The 16,501-nt window shown below is 50.3% G+C and carries 12 protein-coding genes; 9 read left to right on the top strand and 3 right to left on the bottom strand.

The features are described from left to right. Position 1: 1 nt before the first annotated feature. The 5 genes from nagZ to CSR04_RS07070 all read left to right on the top strand — a co-directional run bounded on the left by nagZ (position 2) and on the right by CSR04_RS07070 (position 10,936). Positions 2–994 (top strand): beta-N-acetylhexosaminidase, encoded by a 993-nt coding sequence (gene nagZ / locus CSR04_RS07090; RefSeq protein ID WP_102795959.1) that lies wholly within the window; start codon positions 2–4, stop codon positions 992–994. Then, positions 984–2,351, top strand: a complete 1,368-nt coding sequence (locus CSR04_RS07085; protein ID WP_102795579.1) for an SLC13 family permease — start codon at positions 984–986, stop codon at positions 2,349–2,351. Before nagZ ends, CSR04_RS07085 begins: the two co-directional genes overlap by 11 nt. A gap of 208 nt (positions 2,352–2,559) precedes the next feature. After that, the gene (locus tag CSR04_RS07080) at positions 2,560–3,594 is read left to right on the top strand and encodes an efflux RND transporter periplasmic adaptor subunit (protein ID WP_245921444.1); all 1,035 of its coding nucleotides are present in this window, start codon (positions 2,560–2,562) and stop codon (positions 3,592–3,594) included. Positions 3,595–3,599: 5 nt separating this feature from the next. Continuing rightward, positions 3,600–6,698 (top strand): efflux RND transporter permease subunit, encoded by a 3,099-nt coding sequence (locus CSR04_RS07075; protein WP_102795578.1) that lies wholly within the window; start codon positions 3,600–3,602, stop codon positions 6,696–6,698. Between the two features lie 200 nt (positions 6,699–6,898). Then, entirely contained in the window at positions 6,899–10,936 is a 4,038-nt protein-coding gene (locus tag CSR04_RS07070; RefSeq protein WP_102795577.1) for a hypothetical protein, read from the top strand. Here CSR04_RS07070 and CSR04_RS07065 read toward each other — a convergent pair. Continuing rightward, positions 10,865–11,611 (bottom strand): ArsR/SmtB family transcription factor, encoded by a 747-nt coding sequence (locus CSR04_RS07065; protein WP_102795576.1) that lies wholly within the window; start codon positions 11,609–11,611, stop codon positions 10,865–10,867. The genes CSR04_RS07070 and CSR04_RS07065 overlap by 72 nt on opposite strands. A 72-nt stretch (positions 11,612–11,683) precedes the next feature. Here CSR04_RS07065 and CSR04_RS07060 point away from each other — a divergent pair, with 72 nt between their 5' ends. Genes CSR04_RS07060 through CSR04_RS07050 form a run of 3 tightly spaced genes read left to right on the top strand, consistent with a single transcriptional unit; the run spans position 11,684 to position 12,990 of the window. Beyond that, on the top strand, positions 11,684–12,043 hold the full coding sequence (locus CSR04_RS07060) for an NIPSNAP family protein (RefSeq protein ID WP_102795575.1): 360 nt from the start codon (positions 11,684–11,686) through the stop codon (positions 12,041–12,043). Beyond that, entirely contained in the window at positions 12,024–12,386 is a 363-nt protein-coding gene (locus CSR04_RS07055) for an antibiotic biosynthesis monooxygenase family protein (protein WP_102795574.1), read from the top strand. The genes CSR04_RS07060 and CSR04_RS07055 overlap by 20 nt, the downstream gene beginning before the upstream one ends. Continuing rightward, the gene (locus CSR04_RS07050) at positions 12,370–12,990 is read left to right on the top strand and encodes a DUF6058 family natural product biosynthesis protein (RefSeq protein WP_146027118.1); all 621 of its coding nucleotides are present in this window, start codon (positions 12,370–12,372) and stop codon (positions 12,988–12,990) included. Before CSR04_RS07055 ends, CSR04_RS07050 begins: the two co-directional genes overlap by 17 nt. Before the next feature lie 240 nt (positions 12,991–13,230). Here the strand turns inward: CSR04_RS07050 and CSR04_RS07045 are convergent, their stop codons facing one another. Next, positions 13,231–14,268: an oxidoreductase gene (locus CSR04_RS07045; RefSeq protein ID WP_102795572.1), complete on the bottom strand. Its 1,038-nt coding sequence runs from the start codon at positions 14,266–14,268 to the stop codon at positions 13,231–13,233. Positions 14,269–14,458: 190 nt separating this feature from the next. Between CSR04_RS07045 and CSR04_RS07040 the strand changes: the two genes are divergently transcribed. After that, entirely contained in the window at positions 14,459–15,454 is a 996-nt protein-coding gene (locus tag CSR04_RS07040) for a hypothetical protein (protein ID WP_102795571.1), read from the top strand. Positions 15,455–15,499: 45 nt separating this feature from the next. Here CSR04_RS07040 and CSR04_RS07035 read toward each other — a convergent pair whose 3' ends face one another. Beyond that, positions 15,500–16,417: a LysR family transcriptional regulator gene (locus tag CSR04_RS07035; protein WP_102795570.1), complete on the bottom strand. Its 918-nt coding sequence runs from the start codon at positions 16,415–16,417 to the stop codon at positions 15,500–15,502. Between the last annotated feature and the right edge of the window lie 84 nt (positions 16,418–16,501).

Genomic DNA, 16,501 nt, shown 5'->3' with positions numbered 1-16,501 from the left:
GATGCTCGATTTGGCCGGTCATGAACTGAGCGCCGAAGAAAAAGAAATCATCGACCACCCACTGGTTGGTGGTTTGATGCTAACCGGTCGGAATATTTATGATCTAAAGCAGCTTGCGGAGTTAATTCAGCAGGTTCGTCAACATGCGCGCAATAAGATACTGGTAGGTCTGGAGCAGGAAGGCGGTAATAAACAAGTTTTGAAATCTGGTCTCAGTCCACTGCCAGCCATGGCATCGCTGTATCGAAGTGCAGAAGGTCATCTGGACAAAGCCTGCGAACTGGCGCAACAACTTGGCTGGTTGCTGGCCGCCGAGCTGCTGGCCCTGGATATTGATTTGTGTTTTGGGCCGGTTCTGGATATTCATGGCCATTCCCCGTTGGTGGCGGACCGGGCTTTTCACAGCAAGTCTCAGCATGTGATTGAACTGGCTGGTCACTTTGCTAAAGGCGTACATCAGGCGGGTATGAAAACCGTAGGTAAGCATTTTCCCGGCCTGGGCTACGTTCAGGATGCTGAGCAGCCAGTGGATAAACGCAGCGAAGCGGAAATTCGCAATCATGATATGCGGGTGTTTAAAGCCCTGCATGAACAAGGGCTGCTGGATGCGGTTATGCCTGCTCATGTGACATATCCCGCAGTAGACAAGCTGCCTGCCTGTTTTTCCCGGCGCTGGCTGCGTGACATTCTGCGTAAGGAGCTGGATTTTGACGGTGTGGTGTTTTCCGGCAACTTGTCAGTAATGGCTGCTAAATCCGTCAAAGAGTTTGGTGACAGGGCCAGACAGGCCATGGATGCGGGCTGCGATATGGTGCAGGTGTGTGGGCATCGTGATGGCGCGATTCAGGTGCTGGATGCTTTGCCATCCACTTATCAGGCCAGCGAACGGCTGCAGGCCTTACAAAAAGGGCCTGCATCTGATATGACCGCCTTGCAGCGCAAAGCACAATGGCAATCAGCCAACAGGATGGTGGAAAGTCTGCATGCCGGTTAAAACATTACTACTCTTCAGCGGGCCGGGCCTTGCCACATTGTTGTGGCTTTTTTTGTTCCAACAGGGATTGCCGTTACCCATTGTGTGGACTGCCAGCATTACCTTGCTGACGGCCTTTTACTGGATCACCGAAGCCTTGCCGATTCCAGCTACTTCTTTAATTCCTTTTGCGGCTTTTCCGTTAACCGGGGTGCTGAGTCATCAGCAGGCGGCCTCGTCGCTGGGCAGTCATGTGATTATTCTGCTGATGGGGGCTTTTATGCTGTCCAAGGCCCTGGAAAAATCTAATGTTCACAGTCGATTTGCCTTTTACATGGTCAGTCTGACCGGTGCACAAAGCGCCAGGCGCCTGGTGCTCGGTTTTATGCTGACGGCAGCTCTGCTGTCTATGTGGATATCCAATACCGCGACGACCTTAATGTTGCTGCCCATCGCCCTGGCGGTGTTAAAGCGGGTTGAGGATGCACGCCTGTCTGCTGCTATTTTGCTGGGGATTGCCTATTCGGCCAGTCTTGGTGGTGTAGGCACACCTATTGGCACGCCACCCAATATTATTTTTATGAGTGTATATAGCCAAAGCCAGGGACAAGAGGTGAGTTTTTTAGACTGGATGGCCTTTGGCTTACCCATTGTGTTAATCGCCATACCGCTGATGGCATTGTGGCTGACAAGAGGACTGGGAAAGCTGGATAACCTTCAACTTCCTGCTGCGGGTCGATGGGACAGCGGCGAGAAGCGGGTACTTTACGTTTTCGCCATTGTGGCTCTGGCATGGATCTTCAGGCCTTACTGGACTGCCTGGTTTGGGCTTGAATCAGTTGGCGACAGCACCATCGCCCTGGCTGGGGTAGTGGCCATGTTTTTGACCCCTACAGGTAAACAAGCCGGGGAAAAACTGCTGGATTGGCAGACCGCCAACGATATTCCCTGGGGCATGCTGCTGCTGTTTGCGGGCGGAATTTGTATCGCTAAAGCCTTTGATGCATCAGGTTTGAGTGCGGCCATGGGCAGTTGGCTGGGTGGCTTATCAAATCTGCCGGTTTTGCTGCTAATTCTGGTGTTGTGTCTGTTTGTGACCTTCCTAACCGAGATCACCTCCAATACGGCCACAGCAACCTTATTGATGCCGATACTGGCCACGGCCGGGGTGGCTGCAGGAGTTGATCCTAAACTACTGATGATTCCGGCCGCCATTAGCGCCAGTTGTGCCTTTATGTTGCCGGTTGCTACTGCGCCCAACGCCATCGTTTACAGTACCGACAAAGTGTCGATCCGCACTATGGCCCGGGAAGGCCTGGTACTGAATATTATGGTAGCCGTTATCGTAACCTTGGTGGTGTATGTGGTGTTGGCCTGACATTGATTGAATTGTAAAGATTGCGTCAAGGCCATGACAAAAACAGCCGCATCAGGTTAACTCTCGCTATTTAAGCGCTTTGTCTCAGCAGTCTGTCGAAGTCAGGGATATGTTTGATCAGACTTGCTTTATAGTTCGTACCCCATTGATGAAATTAAAATTTTTGCCCGCCGCAGATGGCGGGCATGGTATATCTCAAGGACATCCTATGAAGTTGTTTATGCCTGCTGCGGTGTGCGGGTGTTTAATGTTGCTGTGTGGCATTTTCAGTGCAGGGGTATCGGCGCAGGCAGGACCTGCTGCCAGACCCGCTAAAGTGTTGACCAGCACCTTAGAGTTTGAACGGCAAAGCAGCCGGGTGGAAGCGGTTGGCACAACAGAAGCATTGCAGTCGGTGGTGCTCTATCCCGCGGTAGCTGACAGGGTGGTTGCCGTCCATTTTCAGCCGGGTGATCGGGTGGTTAAAGGGCAACTGCTGCTGGAACTGGATGCCCGGCGTCAGAAAGTCGCAGTTGAGCGTGCAAAAATTCTGCTGGCCGATGCCGAGCGCACGGTTGTGCGTTTGCAAGAGAACCGTAAACGTGGCGCGATTGCGCAAAGTGAACTGGATGACGCGGTAACCCAGCGCGACCTGGCTAAAGTCCAGCTTGATGAGGCCAATACCGAGTTGCAGGATCGCCAGGTGATCGCGCCTTTTGACGGTGTGTTAGGTCTTACTGATGTGGAAGTGGGTGACCGGATTAACTTACAGACTGCCATTACCAGCATCGATAACCGCACACAGTTGTTTGTTAATTTCCGCGCCCCTGAAGCAGCACTGGGGCTGTTGCAATCAGGCGCAACATTAAACCTCAGGCCGTGGCAGAACCAGGAGCAGGAGATTCCGGCCCGCATTGTCCAGATAGATTCACGTGTTGATAGTGCCAGCCGCACTATTGGCGTGCGCGCCATCATTGACAATACCCAGGATAATTTCCTGCCGGGTATGAGTTTTCGCGTGGCGCTGCATATTGAAGGGGACAGCCATGCGGTGATTCCTGAAGTCGCACTGTCATGGGGGGCCAATGGTGCTTATGTGTGGGTGGCAAGAGAAAACAAAGCCGAACGAATTGAAGTGCAGATTAAGCAGCGTTTGAAAGGTCGATTGCTGGTGTCTGGTGCTTTGCGTGAGGGCGAGCAGTTAATCACCGAAGGTATTCAAAGCCTGCGTGATGGTCAGACTGTGATGGCGGCAAATGGGTAAGCATTATGAGTTTTAAACAATACCTGCATAGTAACGATTTGCCGTCGCTGTCCATACGTCGTCCGGTGCTGATCGTGGTGTTAAATCTGCTGATTATTATCGCCGGTTTTGCTGCCATCAACGGTGTTGAAGTGCGGGAATTGCCGGATGTTGACAGACCCATTGTCACTGTAACAGCCAGCTTCCCGGGTGGTTCACCGGAAACCGTGGATACCGAAGTGACCAGCAAGCTGGAAGGGGCGGTGGCCAGGGTCAGCGGCGTTAAGTCAATCCGCGCGCAAAGTGAGGAAGGTTTTGCCCGTATCGTGGTGGAATTTCGCCCCGGTATAGATTTAGATGACGCCGCCAATGAAACCCGTGAGTCGGTCAGCCGGGTACAGCGGGAATTACCCGATGATGTGGAGCGCTTGTCCATTATCAAGGCAGACAATGATGCAGAATCCGTGGTAAGCCTGGCGGTATCCAGTGACAAACTGGAACTGGAAGCCCTGACTCAGGTGGTGGATACCGACCTGGCTCCCTTGTTTCTGAGTATTCCTGGCGTGGCGGATGTGCGCTTAAACGGCGACAGAGAACGGGTACTGCGGGTGATGATTGACCCGCTGCGCCTGACCAGTTTTAATCTAACCGTGCCGGATGTGGCCGCAGTGCTGCGTCAGGCGCCTTTTGATGTGCCAGCCGGTAGCTTACGTTCAACCGATCAAACCCTGATTGTGCGTGCAGATGCCACCTCGGTGACTGCTGTTCAGGTGGAAGACATAGTGATACAAGGCGACACCCGCATTGGTGATGTTGCGTCGGTGTATTTCGGCCCGGCCGATGCACAAAGTTTTGTGCGACTGGACGGCAGACCCGTGATTGGCGTGGAAATTATTCGCCAGGCCCGTTCCAATACCATAGAGATTTCCGATGAAGTGCTGGCCATGGTCAAGCGTCTGGAAAAACGTTTTCCGGAGCTCAGGTTGCAAGTCACCTCAGATGATGCCCAGTTTATTCGTGGCTCGGTGGAGGAGGTGATCACCTCGCTGGGACTGACTATTTTGCTGGTGATTGCCACCCTTTGGGTATTTATTGGCTCCTGGCGTGCCACTATTGTGCCAGCACTGTCTATCCCTGTGGCGCTGGTCGGTTCCCTGGCCATTATCTGGGCACTGGGTTTTTCCATTAATATTCTCACCTTATTGGCTCTGGTACTGGCTACCGGCCTTATCGTCGATGATGCCATTGTGGTATCGGAAAATATTCAACGTCGTCGAGGTATGGGATTGGGGCCAAGAGCGGCCGCAGTGATTGGCAGCCGGGAGGTATTTTTTGCTGTGGTTGCCACCACGGCGGTATTGGCTGCGGTGTTTGTGCCCATCGCGTTTTTGCCATCCACCGCAGGAAGACTGTTCCGTGAGTTTGGTGGAGTATTGGCCGGGGCAGTGATTATCTCATCCTTTGTGGCACTGTCACTGGTGCCGGCGCTGACGGCCAGACTGCCGGTGAAAAATGGCGGAACTCATCTATTCAGTCGTTTTGGCTATCGTCTGCAAAAAGGCTACAGCCGCTCACTGCACTGGGTACTGGACCGCGCCTGGCTAACCTTTTTTGCCTGTTTACTGGCCGCTGGAGCTGCCAGTGGTCTGTACCATTATCTGGAAAACGAACTGCTGCCCACCGAAGACCGCGGCAAAATCCGTATCTTTGCCCGCGGGCCGGATGGCGTTGGACTTAATTTTATGGACCGACAAGCCAGGGCCATGGAAGAAGTGTTGTTGCCTTATGTGGACGACGGCGATATTGATTCTATTTACACCGTTGTAGGGCAGTGGGACCCGAATATTGTATTTATTACCGTGCCACTGCGGGACTGGAGCGAGCGTAAACACAGCCAGCAGGATATCATCAATGAGATTCGTGGGCCGCTGGCACAAAATCCCGGCGCACCGGGCCGGGCATTTGGCTCCAACAGTCTGGATTTGCGCGGTCAGGGCGGTGGCATTGAGCTGGCGCTAACCGGTGATGACTATGCCAGGATCTATGCCGCCGCGTTGGCTTATGCCAGAGAGATTGAACAAAAACTGCCGCAAATGGGCAAGGTGGAGATTTCCTATCAGCCCACCCAGCCGCAACTTCGCGTCAATATCGACAGACGCCGGGCCGAAGAATTAGGCGTGGCATTGTCGGATATTGCCACTACCCTGCGCTCTGCCATCAACGGTGACGATGTGGCGGACTTAAATGTAGGCGATCAGTCTATTCCCATTATGCTGCAGGCGCAAAATCACACCATTAACGATCCGGGCGATTTGTCCAATCTTTATGTGGGCTCACGCAGTGGTCAGCTAGTACCGCTTTCAAGTCTGGCTAATATCAGTGAAGAAGGGGTGGCTGCTGAACTGGAACGTTATGCCCAGCGCCGTGCCATTGAGATGGATATGGAGCTGCCAGCGGATATGTCTATTGCTGAGGCGGTGGAACAATTGCGTCAGTTGGCCGAGCAAAGTTTACCGGACAGCATCGCGCTGGTGTTTAAAGGCGAGGCCCTGACCTTTGAGGAAACCGCTTATGAAGTGCTGCTGACCTATGTGCTGGCCTTTATTATTGTGCTGCTGGTGCTGGCCGCACAGTTTGAAAGTGTTAATAGTGCGGTAGTGGTAATGTTAACCGTACCTTTTGGCATTGCTGCGGCACTGCTGGCACTGTTTTTAACCGGTACCTCGATTAACATTTATTCGCAAATCGGCTTGGTGATGTTGATTGGTTTGCTGGCAAAAAATTCCATTTTGCTGGTGGAATTTGCCGATCAGCTCCGGGATAAAGGCCTGGGGGTGCGCGAAGCAGTGGAGAAGGCCGCGGTTATTCGCCTGCGTCCTATTGCCATGACGCTGTTCTCTACTATATTGGGTGGCTTGCCGCTGATTTTATCTGTCGGTGCAGGCGCCGAGGCACGTAATGCCATAGGCTGGGTGGTATTCGGCGGGCTTGGACTGGCGGTGGTGTTTACCTTGTATCTAACCCCGGTGTTGTATTTGGCTTTGGCTCGTTTTACTAAGCCCAGAGCCGATGAAAGTGAACGTCTGGAACGTGAACTGGACGCCGTGCAAGGGTTAGATCATTGATAAATGGGCTGGGTTACTATCCGGCCCATTTTTGTCTTCACTATCATTCTCAGTGACTTAGGAGGAATTAAGCTACAATTTGTAGCGGTCGGTGAGAGATTTTAACTTGTTGTATCACTGTACCCTATAGCCCAGACGTTCCGGTTGTTAGCATCTGTTTTGTTGTTGCTTGGGATTGGCGATAACAAAGAGTGGACAGCATGAGTTATAACAACCCGGCAGGGGCAGGCACCAATGGCAAAAAAGCAGCCAGATTACCTATCTGGTTGCCTTTGTTACTGATTGTGTTGATGCTGCTGGGGTATGTCTATTATGACCATCTGCGTGAACACGAGCAGGCAGTAAATCGCAACTATTTTAGTGAACTGGCCAGTATTTCCCTGCGATTCAGGCAGAAGCTGGAACAACTGGATACGCTCACCAGCTGGGATACCAAAGGCTTTAGCCAATCCAACCAAACCAGAATTAAAACCCTGTTTCCCTCTGCCAGACAAATACAACTGGCACATTGCCAATTACCACCTGCATCCCCCGCCCCTGCACAAACACAGACCGAATTATTAAGCCTGCCAGGGGTGTTAGCTCTTAAAGACAATCGCATCATCTTCCCGGTGACTAACAGTGGAAATGCGGCATCAAATAGCGATGCCAAGGTATGCTGGCAGTTGGATTTGGCCGATTTGATGGACTCAGATAAGCGCAATTTCAGTCAGCTACTGCTGGTACATAAAGATAACAGCATTCTGGCGGATACCGGCACCAATCCGGTTTTATCTGTAGTGAATGTCGACGAATTCAGTAAGCAAATAGCCGTTGAACTGAATCGCGACTGGCTGCAACTTTTGAGCAACAGTGGCAAGAACAGCAACATCTCTATGGATGAAAAAGTATTGCTGCCTGGGTTCAGTCATTACTTGGATATTCAGATAAACCCGGGTGCTTACCGTTTGTATTTTTATCCATTCAGGCTGGGGCAACAGCCGGTATTCCTACTGGGCGTCCTGCCCAGTGAAAAGCTTTCTTCTAACAGCAGTGAGCGCTGGACCTGGGGGCAGTGGTTGCTTGGTATGATTTCCCTGGTTTTTGCCTGGGTGATGCTGCGTTTGTTCCTGCTGTCGGTACATCAGACGGTGGATGAGTTGTTTTACCGTATTACGATGTACAGTACCTACTTGTTATTTATTGCAGTGGTGGCGCTGTCATTGGCCTATGCACAGATGCAACTGGAGAAAAGTGATAAGGCGTTGCGGGCATTTGAACTGGCTGAGCGAACTGCAAACAATCTGGATTCAGACTTACACCGCATTTTCACTCAGCTTAAGCCGCTACACAGCTTTTACAACCAGTTGATAACAGACCATTCACTCGACAAGGCTCTGACTCAGGAAGCGCTACATCAACAGCTTAAAAAGCATAGTCCATGGTTAGATATTGAAAACCAGCCGATGACACTGACTTGCAATAGTGAACCGCGATCCAATCGTCAAGCGGCAATCTGGACGGTTTTCGATGCCGCACGTTTTGCCTTTACCGACACCAATATCAGCCAATGTGCAGGTGAACAGCCACCGATGACGGCACACACAGAATTTGCATTTGAGCCGACCTTGATTCAGGCCTCTTTGGTGGATGGTAGCGGTGTTCAGCGCGGGCCGAGGTTTTCCTATGTGGAGCAATATGGTTCCAGTAAGTTTTCCGACTTATCCAGACGTCAGTATTTTCAAACCGTGCGGCAGGGGCTGGGCTGGCCAGTGGCAGATTATGCACCTGACTGGGGTGGGACACTGCAGTTTTATATTCAAAGACTGCGCAATATTGAAGACGGTACCCTGGGTACCACACTGGGCCTGGCGCTGCCAAAAGGGGGACAGTTTTTTGAGATTGTAGGGGATATATTTCTGCCGTCCCTGCAGATACCGGAAGATAACGCCAGGCACTACCAGGATTTTATCAGAATGGTTATCGACAGACGCAGTGGCGACGTGCTGTTTCATGACCAGTCTCGCTACAGCCTGACAGAAAAGTTGGACAGTGGTGATCTGGGGACAGAGGCACTGCGTTTTTCCTTGCAGGCTGAGCGAGATAGCAAAAGGTACAATGAGGAGGCTGATATTCGACCGCTCAGCGGGCACTATCACGGTTTTCCTGGGTGGTTTGTTCATGTGCAAAGCAAGATCAAACCCTGGTCCGTTGTTGTGTTTATCCCGTCAGATGCCCTGAATAATTATATGACCAATATGTTCTGGTTAAACTTCGTTCTGCTGCTGAGTTGTTGTGCCGTAAGCTACATTACCGTGGCTCTGGTGCGGCGCTTGGTCGATACCGGAAAGGTAAAAACGGCCTTGCATATCCCTCTTGTAATTGACAGGCGCAAGCTGGTGCTATTTACCTCTGTGTTAACTGCGGCAATTTTAACCGGGTACTGGTGCGGTGCGGCGCTGGATTACTCAATGGCAAAGCGCCAATTTTTTGCTGTTTTTATGGCGCTGCTTTATGCCACATTAGGTTTGTTATGGGGAAGCTGGCATTTTTGGCGTATGAGCAGGGAAAACCGGCATATTCAGCTAAGGGTGAAACCAATACGGGTAGGCATAGGCTGGTTTAATCTGCTATTGGTGTTCACCGCTGCCAGTGTTTTACTGACCTTTTATCTAAATCAACTTGGTCCTGCTAATGGCGGCGCGCTGAGTTGGTATTATCAGGAGCTAAGCAAATCGCGGCAAAACGCCACAGCGCAATGGCAACAGGAAATACGTAACCGCTACTTCTATCATTCACAGGTCAATACACAGAAAATGGGGCAAGCTTTGCCTGATGTCCCATTGCAAGACCGCGGAATTGCCAATGCGCGCAAACCTGAGGATATTATGTCCTTCGGTCATTTTACTCAGCTCACTGATATTCATGAATGGCTGCAACGTTATGTCTTTGGTCGCCGCCCCAGTGGTGCTGATACAGATATCCAAAGAAATGCCAGTCCCTGGCCGAATATTTTGCTGGTCAGTGCAGGTATGGTCTTACTGATAGTGTTGTGGGTAGGGTTGAACCGAGATGTGTTGTATGTTCGGCTATTTGGCAGTCTGAATCTGCTACGCCATCTTAACCGCCTGCATCAGCAGGTTAAATCCTCCAAGTACCATAGTCCTGATCCTAAGTTGTGTATCTTCCTTCGTTCCGTATACCAAAAGGGCCAGAGCCTCGACAGGCATGTGCAGCAGTATCAGCAGCATAACCGTCAGGCGATTAGTCTGACAGACAAGTTGCTGGCGTTGTGCCCGCTTTTTTCAAGAGATAATCTTGGCAGTTTTTGCGGTATCAGAATCGCCATTGAATGGTCACAAAACCGTTACCATCTGTGCCTGTATAATCTGGAGCACGCATTGGAGGACTTAAAGGCCAGAGGCCAGTTACTGGACTTGCTCAATCAACTCAAGGCGCTTAAGGAACAGGATAAGCTAGCCGGATTGGATCTTTATTGTGACTATCATTGTCTGCGTAAGGTAAATGCCACCGCCAATTTACCTGGAGAAGGTAATAGGGAATTGATGCCAGCGCTGGAGTACATGGCCTGGGCTGATTGCTTAAAAGATTTCACGGTGCAAAATGCTGATCAGGATATTCTGCCTTTGGATGTGGACTTTATTGCCAAGGAGGTTCAGGCCATGCCGATGTTACATTTTGTCTATAAAGAATTGGTAAATATGCCGGAACCTAAAGTACACAAGGTCTACCACGACCTGCGCTGGCTTACTCTCAGGGACGAGCAGAAAACGGCCGATGAATGGTCGGCAGTTCATCGTATTTTGCTCAAAGCTGAAGCCTTGTTCCGGTTTTGGTGGAGTGCCTGCAGCCCGGCTGAAAAGTTGGCTTTGTACTATTTATCTTATGGTAAAAGAGTAAACCCCAACAATGTGGTGGTGTTGGAGCAATTAGCGGCCAATGGTTTAATCATTGTTCGTCATGGTCGCATTCGTATCGCCAATCAGAGCTTCGCTTACTTTGTTCGCCACGCTGAATCGGTCGAAAACCTCAAAGCGATGATCCTGCAGGGTAATATCGGCCACTGGCACCAATATAGACTTCCTATCACCTTGATGGCGGTGGTGTTACTGGTGGCGCTGGGGATCTTCTCCGGTAACTCTTTGTATATGGTGATATCGTCGTTATTAGGTCTGCTGGGACTGGTGGGTAACTTGCTTGGAAGCGTAAACTTTATTCGCAGTAATGTCGGGCAGTAGATAGCGCTTCAACAGTGCTTTTTCTCCCGATTGACTGAACTGCATCGCTCTTGAATCCGGGATGCGTTTGGCCCAACCCCGACTCAGGATATCTTCCAGTATCCAATAGCCGAGACTGCCAGCCAGATGGAACCTTCGTTCACTCCAATCAAGACAAGCCCGACATAAAGGCCGTTGGCTTTGCTCAAGGGGAAGGATGTCGCAACCCAGATGAGTAAAGTGCAGCTTGCCTGGTTCGGTCAGGCGGGCCTGGCTGTCTTGTTCAACTAGCAGTCCTTGTTGCAACAACCCTTGATATAAACGAACCCCGAGCTCGCCTGCCAAATGGTCGTAACAAACTCTGGCCCTGCGTAGCATGGGATCCTGTGGCCCGGTTTGATGTGCAGACTGAGTCAAACTGCTGGTCAGGTTCAGCAAGTTTTCAATCAATCCAGCCACTTGTTCATTACGCAAACGAAAATATTTATGTCTTCCTTGTTTCACCATCAGTAGCAGCCCTGAATCAAGCAGTTTGGCCAGATGACTACTGGCGGTTTGGCTGCTGATCTCCGCTTCCAGCGCCAGCTCTGTGGCGGTCAGTGCTTTTCCTGCCATTAACGCTATCAGCATGCTGGTACGCGCCGGCTCGCCAATCAAGGCGGCAACTTGGGGTAGGGAAGGGGGAGTGTCAGGCATAGTTCGATGGCCATCGAAGCATAGTGAATCATAGCCAGCTAGACTGCCGCAAAACCTAACAGGAGACAAGTGATGACCATTACCTGCTTTATTCGTTACAGGCTGGATCCCACTAAGCTGGATTCGTTTCGCCTTTATGCCCAGAACTGGGCACAGATTATTCCTGCCTGTGGTGGCCAGTTAGTTGGTTACTTTCTGCCTTATGAAGGCAGCAATGTTGAAGGATTCGGCTTAATCAGCTTTGCCAGTCTGGCCGAGTATGAAGCATATCGCCAGCGATTGAAGCAAGATCCTGCGGCAAAACAGAATTTCAAGTTTGCACAACAGGAGGGTTTTATTCTTGCTGAGTATCGCACTTTCCTTGAAGCAGAAGCACAGAGTTATTTGTCATTGGTCTCAGTAGGACAAGCAAATGATTGCCGTCATCTTTGAGTTAACCCCAAACCAGGGCTGTATGGATGAATATCTGCAACTTGCCGAGCAGTTAAAGGTGGAGCTGTGCCAGATGGACGGCTTTATCTCGGTTGAGCGCTTTGAAAGTTTGAGCGAGCCTGGCCGGTATTTGTCACTGTCGTTCTGGCGCGATGAAACCGCTATTCAGCATTGGCGCAATCTGCCCGCACACCGGCAGGCGCAGGCCAAAGGCCGCTCGGGTTTGTTTAGTCACTATCGCCTGAGAGTCGCCCAAGTATTGCGTGACTATGGCTTGCACCAACGCCTTGATACACCTGCAGACAGCCAGCGACACCATGGAGCGGATGATGGCACTGCTTGAGTATTTGCAAAGCCGATATTTGAGCGAGCCACAGCTGCTTGCACGGGGCAATTGCACTCAGGAACAGTTGCGGCATTGGCAGGAACAAGGAATGGCGCCCAAGGCTTCTTATCGCGTGAGCATGGTGCTGGCTTGCCAATCCGTGCTGGCGGAACATCAGGAGCAGCACTATGTGCTCTACTACGCAAGGGCCACGCCAGCCTGGTTAAGACAGTTGGACCGGCTATCCGCGGGCCATCAAGCGTTTAACCTGTTCCATAAACAGTATAAAAAGCGGCTGAAAGTACTGAAAAAAATGCGTCTCTGCCCCTCTGGCTGTGCATTTAATGCTGAGCTTGATAAGCATATTAAAAAGGAATGGCAGCATTTTCTGAATGGCACCTACGGTCTGTGCACCCAAACCGGGCGTGTGGCAGAAATTGTCGATAAGGAAGCGGCCATCGCTGTGATTGACGAGCTTAGTTTGGCTCAGCACACAGATTATGAATCGACACAGTTGCTAATGTCGGCAAAAGTATTGCTGAATAAAGCCTGTGCGCCTTTTCCTGAGCATGAATATCCGGGCAGCTCGCGGGCCAGGTATTTATCGGATTTTGCAGAATAAAAAATAAATAACAATGAGTTCGGGACATGCCTTTTTAGGTACAATTTAAGCAAGCTTTGTTGTCATTAGCAGCATGTGGACCAGGTAGGTCCACCATGTTGGAGCAGAAATCCTATTTTTGTTAATTTGTCTGTTGTCTGTTGTCTGTTGTCTGTTGTCTGTTGTCTGTTGTCTGTTGTCGTTGTGAGCAGTGGTAGAAACATCCGCGATATGGGCACTAGGTTAACTTTTCTGTTGGCGTTACTTGTTATCAACGCTGACAGTCCCGCCGACATCCTGGCTTTGTAATGCCAGTTCAATCAACCTAATACCGTTCAGTGCATCCTCCGTACTGACAGTAAAAGCAAGGTGATTATTGATGCAGTCGGCCAGATGATGATAAAGATGCTGATAACCACCGGTAAGCGTCGGGATCTGATTCGAGTCATTGGCGTGATAAAGTGTTCCATACTGCTCAGGCGTTTCTGCGGCCCAGTTTACTTCAGTTGGGGTTATGCCGCGCCTTAGTCTGTCTTCTTGAGGATCCAAACCATATTTGATGTAGCTGCCTTTCGTCCCTTGTAATTTGAATCTTGGATTGGGGCCTGCCTGATATGGGTCGGCATGCAGTATTACCTCTTTATCTGCATAGTGAAGTTGCAAATGGAAATAGTCCACTGCCTGGGCTTGGGGCCTCAGTTTTAATACTCTTGCCGTAACGGCCTGCGGCAGGCCAAACAGGGCTAATGCCTGATCAATTAAATGTGGCCCTAAATCATACAGGATACCGCTACCGGCCTCTTTGTTCTCGCGCCAGCGTTGCTGTGGCTCAGGTCGGAAGCGATCAAAATGGGATTCAAAAAACTTGATCTGCCCCAGCGTGTTTTGCTCAATCAGGTGCATGATGGTCAAAAAATCGCCATCCCAACGCCGGTTGTGAAAGGGGGCCAGCAGTTTACGCTGGCGCTTGGCCAGCTCAATAAGTTGGCGACATTCTTCACTGGTTATTGTTACTGGTTTTTCTATTAATACATGCTTGCCCTGTTCCAGCGCCTGCTTTGCCAGAGAAAAATGCGCCTGATTGGGAGCGGTGATGACGACCAGCTCGGCTTGCGCTTGAGCGATTAGGGTTTCGGCGTCATTAAAGCACATAACGTCCGGATATTGCTGCCTAACCGCTTCGGTCTGTGAAGAGCTGATAGCGCGTAAGCTAAATTGTGCTGACGCTTGAATAAAAGGCAAATGAAAAACCTTGGCTGACAAACCAAAGCCGATAACAGCAGTATTAATCGATTGCATAGAAAAAACTGGCAATGGGATTTAGGGCAATTATCCACGCTTGAGTGGACCAAGTAAAAGGCCGTGACACAGAGTGATGCTATACATCTGCTGCGTTTACTATGTTTTGGCCGGGGCTTGAGGTATTTTCATGGCATCCTGATTACAGTAGACTCCTTGCCCTGCAATTGGCTGTTAGGGGGCCGGGTAAATGGACGATGCAGTAAATATGATTAATGGGCAGCCACCTAAGAGATTTTCATTTTGGCAGGCCCTGGTGACCCGTTGGGGCTGGCTAAGCCCAAGTCAGAAGCTGTATGTGTTGGCATTGGTTATTTTACCTTTTCACCAGGGCTGGATGGTGGCATTGCCTACCGCTCTGGCGCTGGCTATGGAGTTTTGGCCCAGATTCACAACGTGGTGGGAATCACTGGCCGGAAGGGCGTTGATTTTGCTTTTTTATGCTGCCATTGCCAATTTCGCGGTGGCGGGTGCGGCCGGACTGGTTAATGATGTCACAGGTGTTGCCGCACACAATCTCAGCTACACACATAATTTTGCTATTTTACTATTGTTTCCCACCTGGGCTATCAGCATCAGTTTAATCCTGTTACTGCTGTTTCAAATGCTGTTGCCTTTGTATCTTATTGCCATACTGTTGCTGAAACCCTTTGGTGAAAAAGGCATGCGTCTGCTGAGTCGTTGTCGTTACCCCATTTCCACTACCTTGGTCCGTATATTGTTGTCTACTATGGTGTTGGTCAATCTGATGGACGCAGTTCAGCACTCCAGCCACTTTGCTGAAGGGCAGCAAATTACCTCCACTATTATGCAAAAACTGACAGGTAAAGGGACGGAGTCGGCTCCAAAGGCCAACCAGGCATTGCTTCCGTCAGAGTCAACTTCTTCCTTATCTGCGGAATCGAGGACAGGGCAGAGCAGTTTTGGTCTGCACATTAATAATGGTGGTAACCTGTTGTCCTGTAGTCTGGCCAAGTGTGATTACCGGAATTTCACTCGGGTCGCGGTGGCGAATTTTGTGTATTTTTTTGAATCAGATGAATACTCACGTTGCCAGCTTGATAAGGGCAGTAAAGTCGTGGAATTAAATGACTATGAAATCTTACAAATCACTCAACAAGATGACGCTGCTCTGGGTTATACCTTTGAGGTGAAAAAATGTATCTCAGCGGCCTTTGGCCATTAATACAGTCCTTTGATAATGCGTTTTCTGACGTTTTATTGCACCAAGTCAGTCAGCTTGAGCGGGGTGTTCGACCAGCGCTTTCAGGAAAACATCCAACACCCTTTTGTTCCTCTGCGCCTGGCGGGTTGCCACAAAAAAGTCAGTCTGATAACTGAGCGTCTCGGGTAACAGAGCACGCATTTCCCCTTTTTCCACCCAGCGACTGGCATAGTGCTCCGGTAAAAAGCCAATATACTCATGGGTCAGCACCAAAAAGGCCACCCCTTCGCGGTCATTGGAGGTGGCGGTGACATGCAGATGGTCGAATAATTGTGGCTGATTCATGTGCTGGGCGTAAATGGGTAACACCGCGCTGTGTTTGCCAATATTGGCTAAATCATCTGTTTGCACAAACAGGGGGTGCGCGGCAGAGCAATAAAGGGCGCTGCTCTCGCTATACAAGGGTTGCAACCTCAGACCGTCAATGGGTTGCAGGCTCGGCATCACCCCTACATCCAGTTCACCTTCCAGTAAGGCCAGACTGATATCGGCAGGGTTACTCATGCGGATATTGATGCGGATTTCACTGCTGGTATGTTTAAGCCTGGCCAGCGCCTGACTGATGGTGCGGTGAGGAATAGTCACCAGATTATCGATAATGCCAATGTTCAGCTCGCCTTTGAGCACCGAATAGGTGTTATTGACTTCTTCCTGGAATTGCTCGGTGGCATGCATTAGTTTCAGGGCGGCATCGTAGACTTTCTGTCCCTCTAAGGTCAGGTTAAAACCCGCCCTGCCACGGTTGCATAGTTTCATGCCCAGGCGTTTTTCCAGATCGGAAATGTAGATAGAAATTGCCGAGCGGCTAAGATTCAGAATGCCTTCTGCGCCGGTAAAGCTACCGGCCTGTACCACAGCAATAAAGGTTTTCAGCAATTTCAAATCCAGATTACTGACCTGGCGAAGTTTTCTGGCACTGAGCATGTTGCAAATAGGTTAAGAAAGTCGAAACTGAACTGTATCAGTTGCTGATTTACCCGCCAAAGGAATTTGCTTAGATTCTTAACA

It is taken from the genome of Bowmanella denitrificans, from assembly GCF_002887595.1.
Classification (GTDB): domain Bacteria; phylum Pseudomonadota; class Gammaproteobacteria; order Enterobacterales; family Alteromonadaceae; genus Bowmanella; species Bowmanella denitrificans.
The sequence above is the reverse complement of the archived record's forward strand: the minus strand, read 5'-3'. Positions and strand labels throughout refer to the sequence as shown.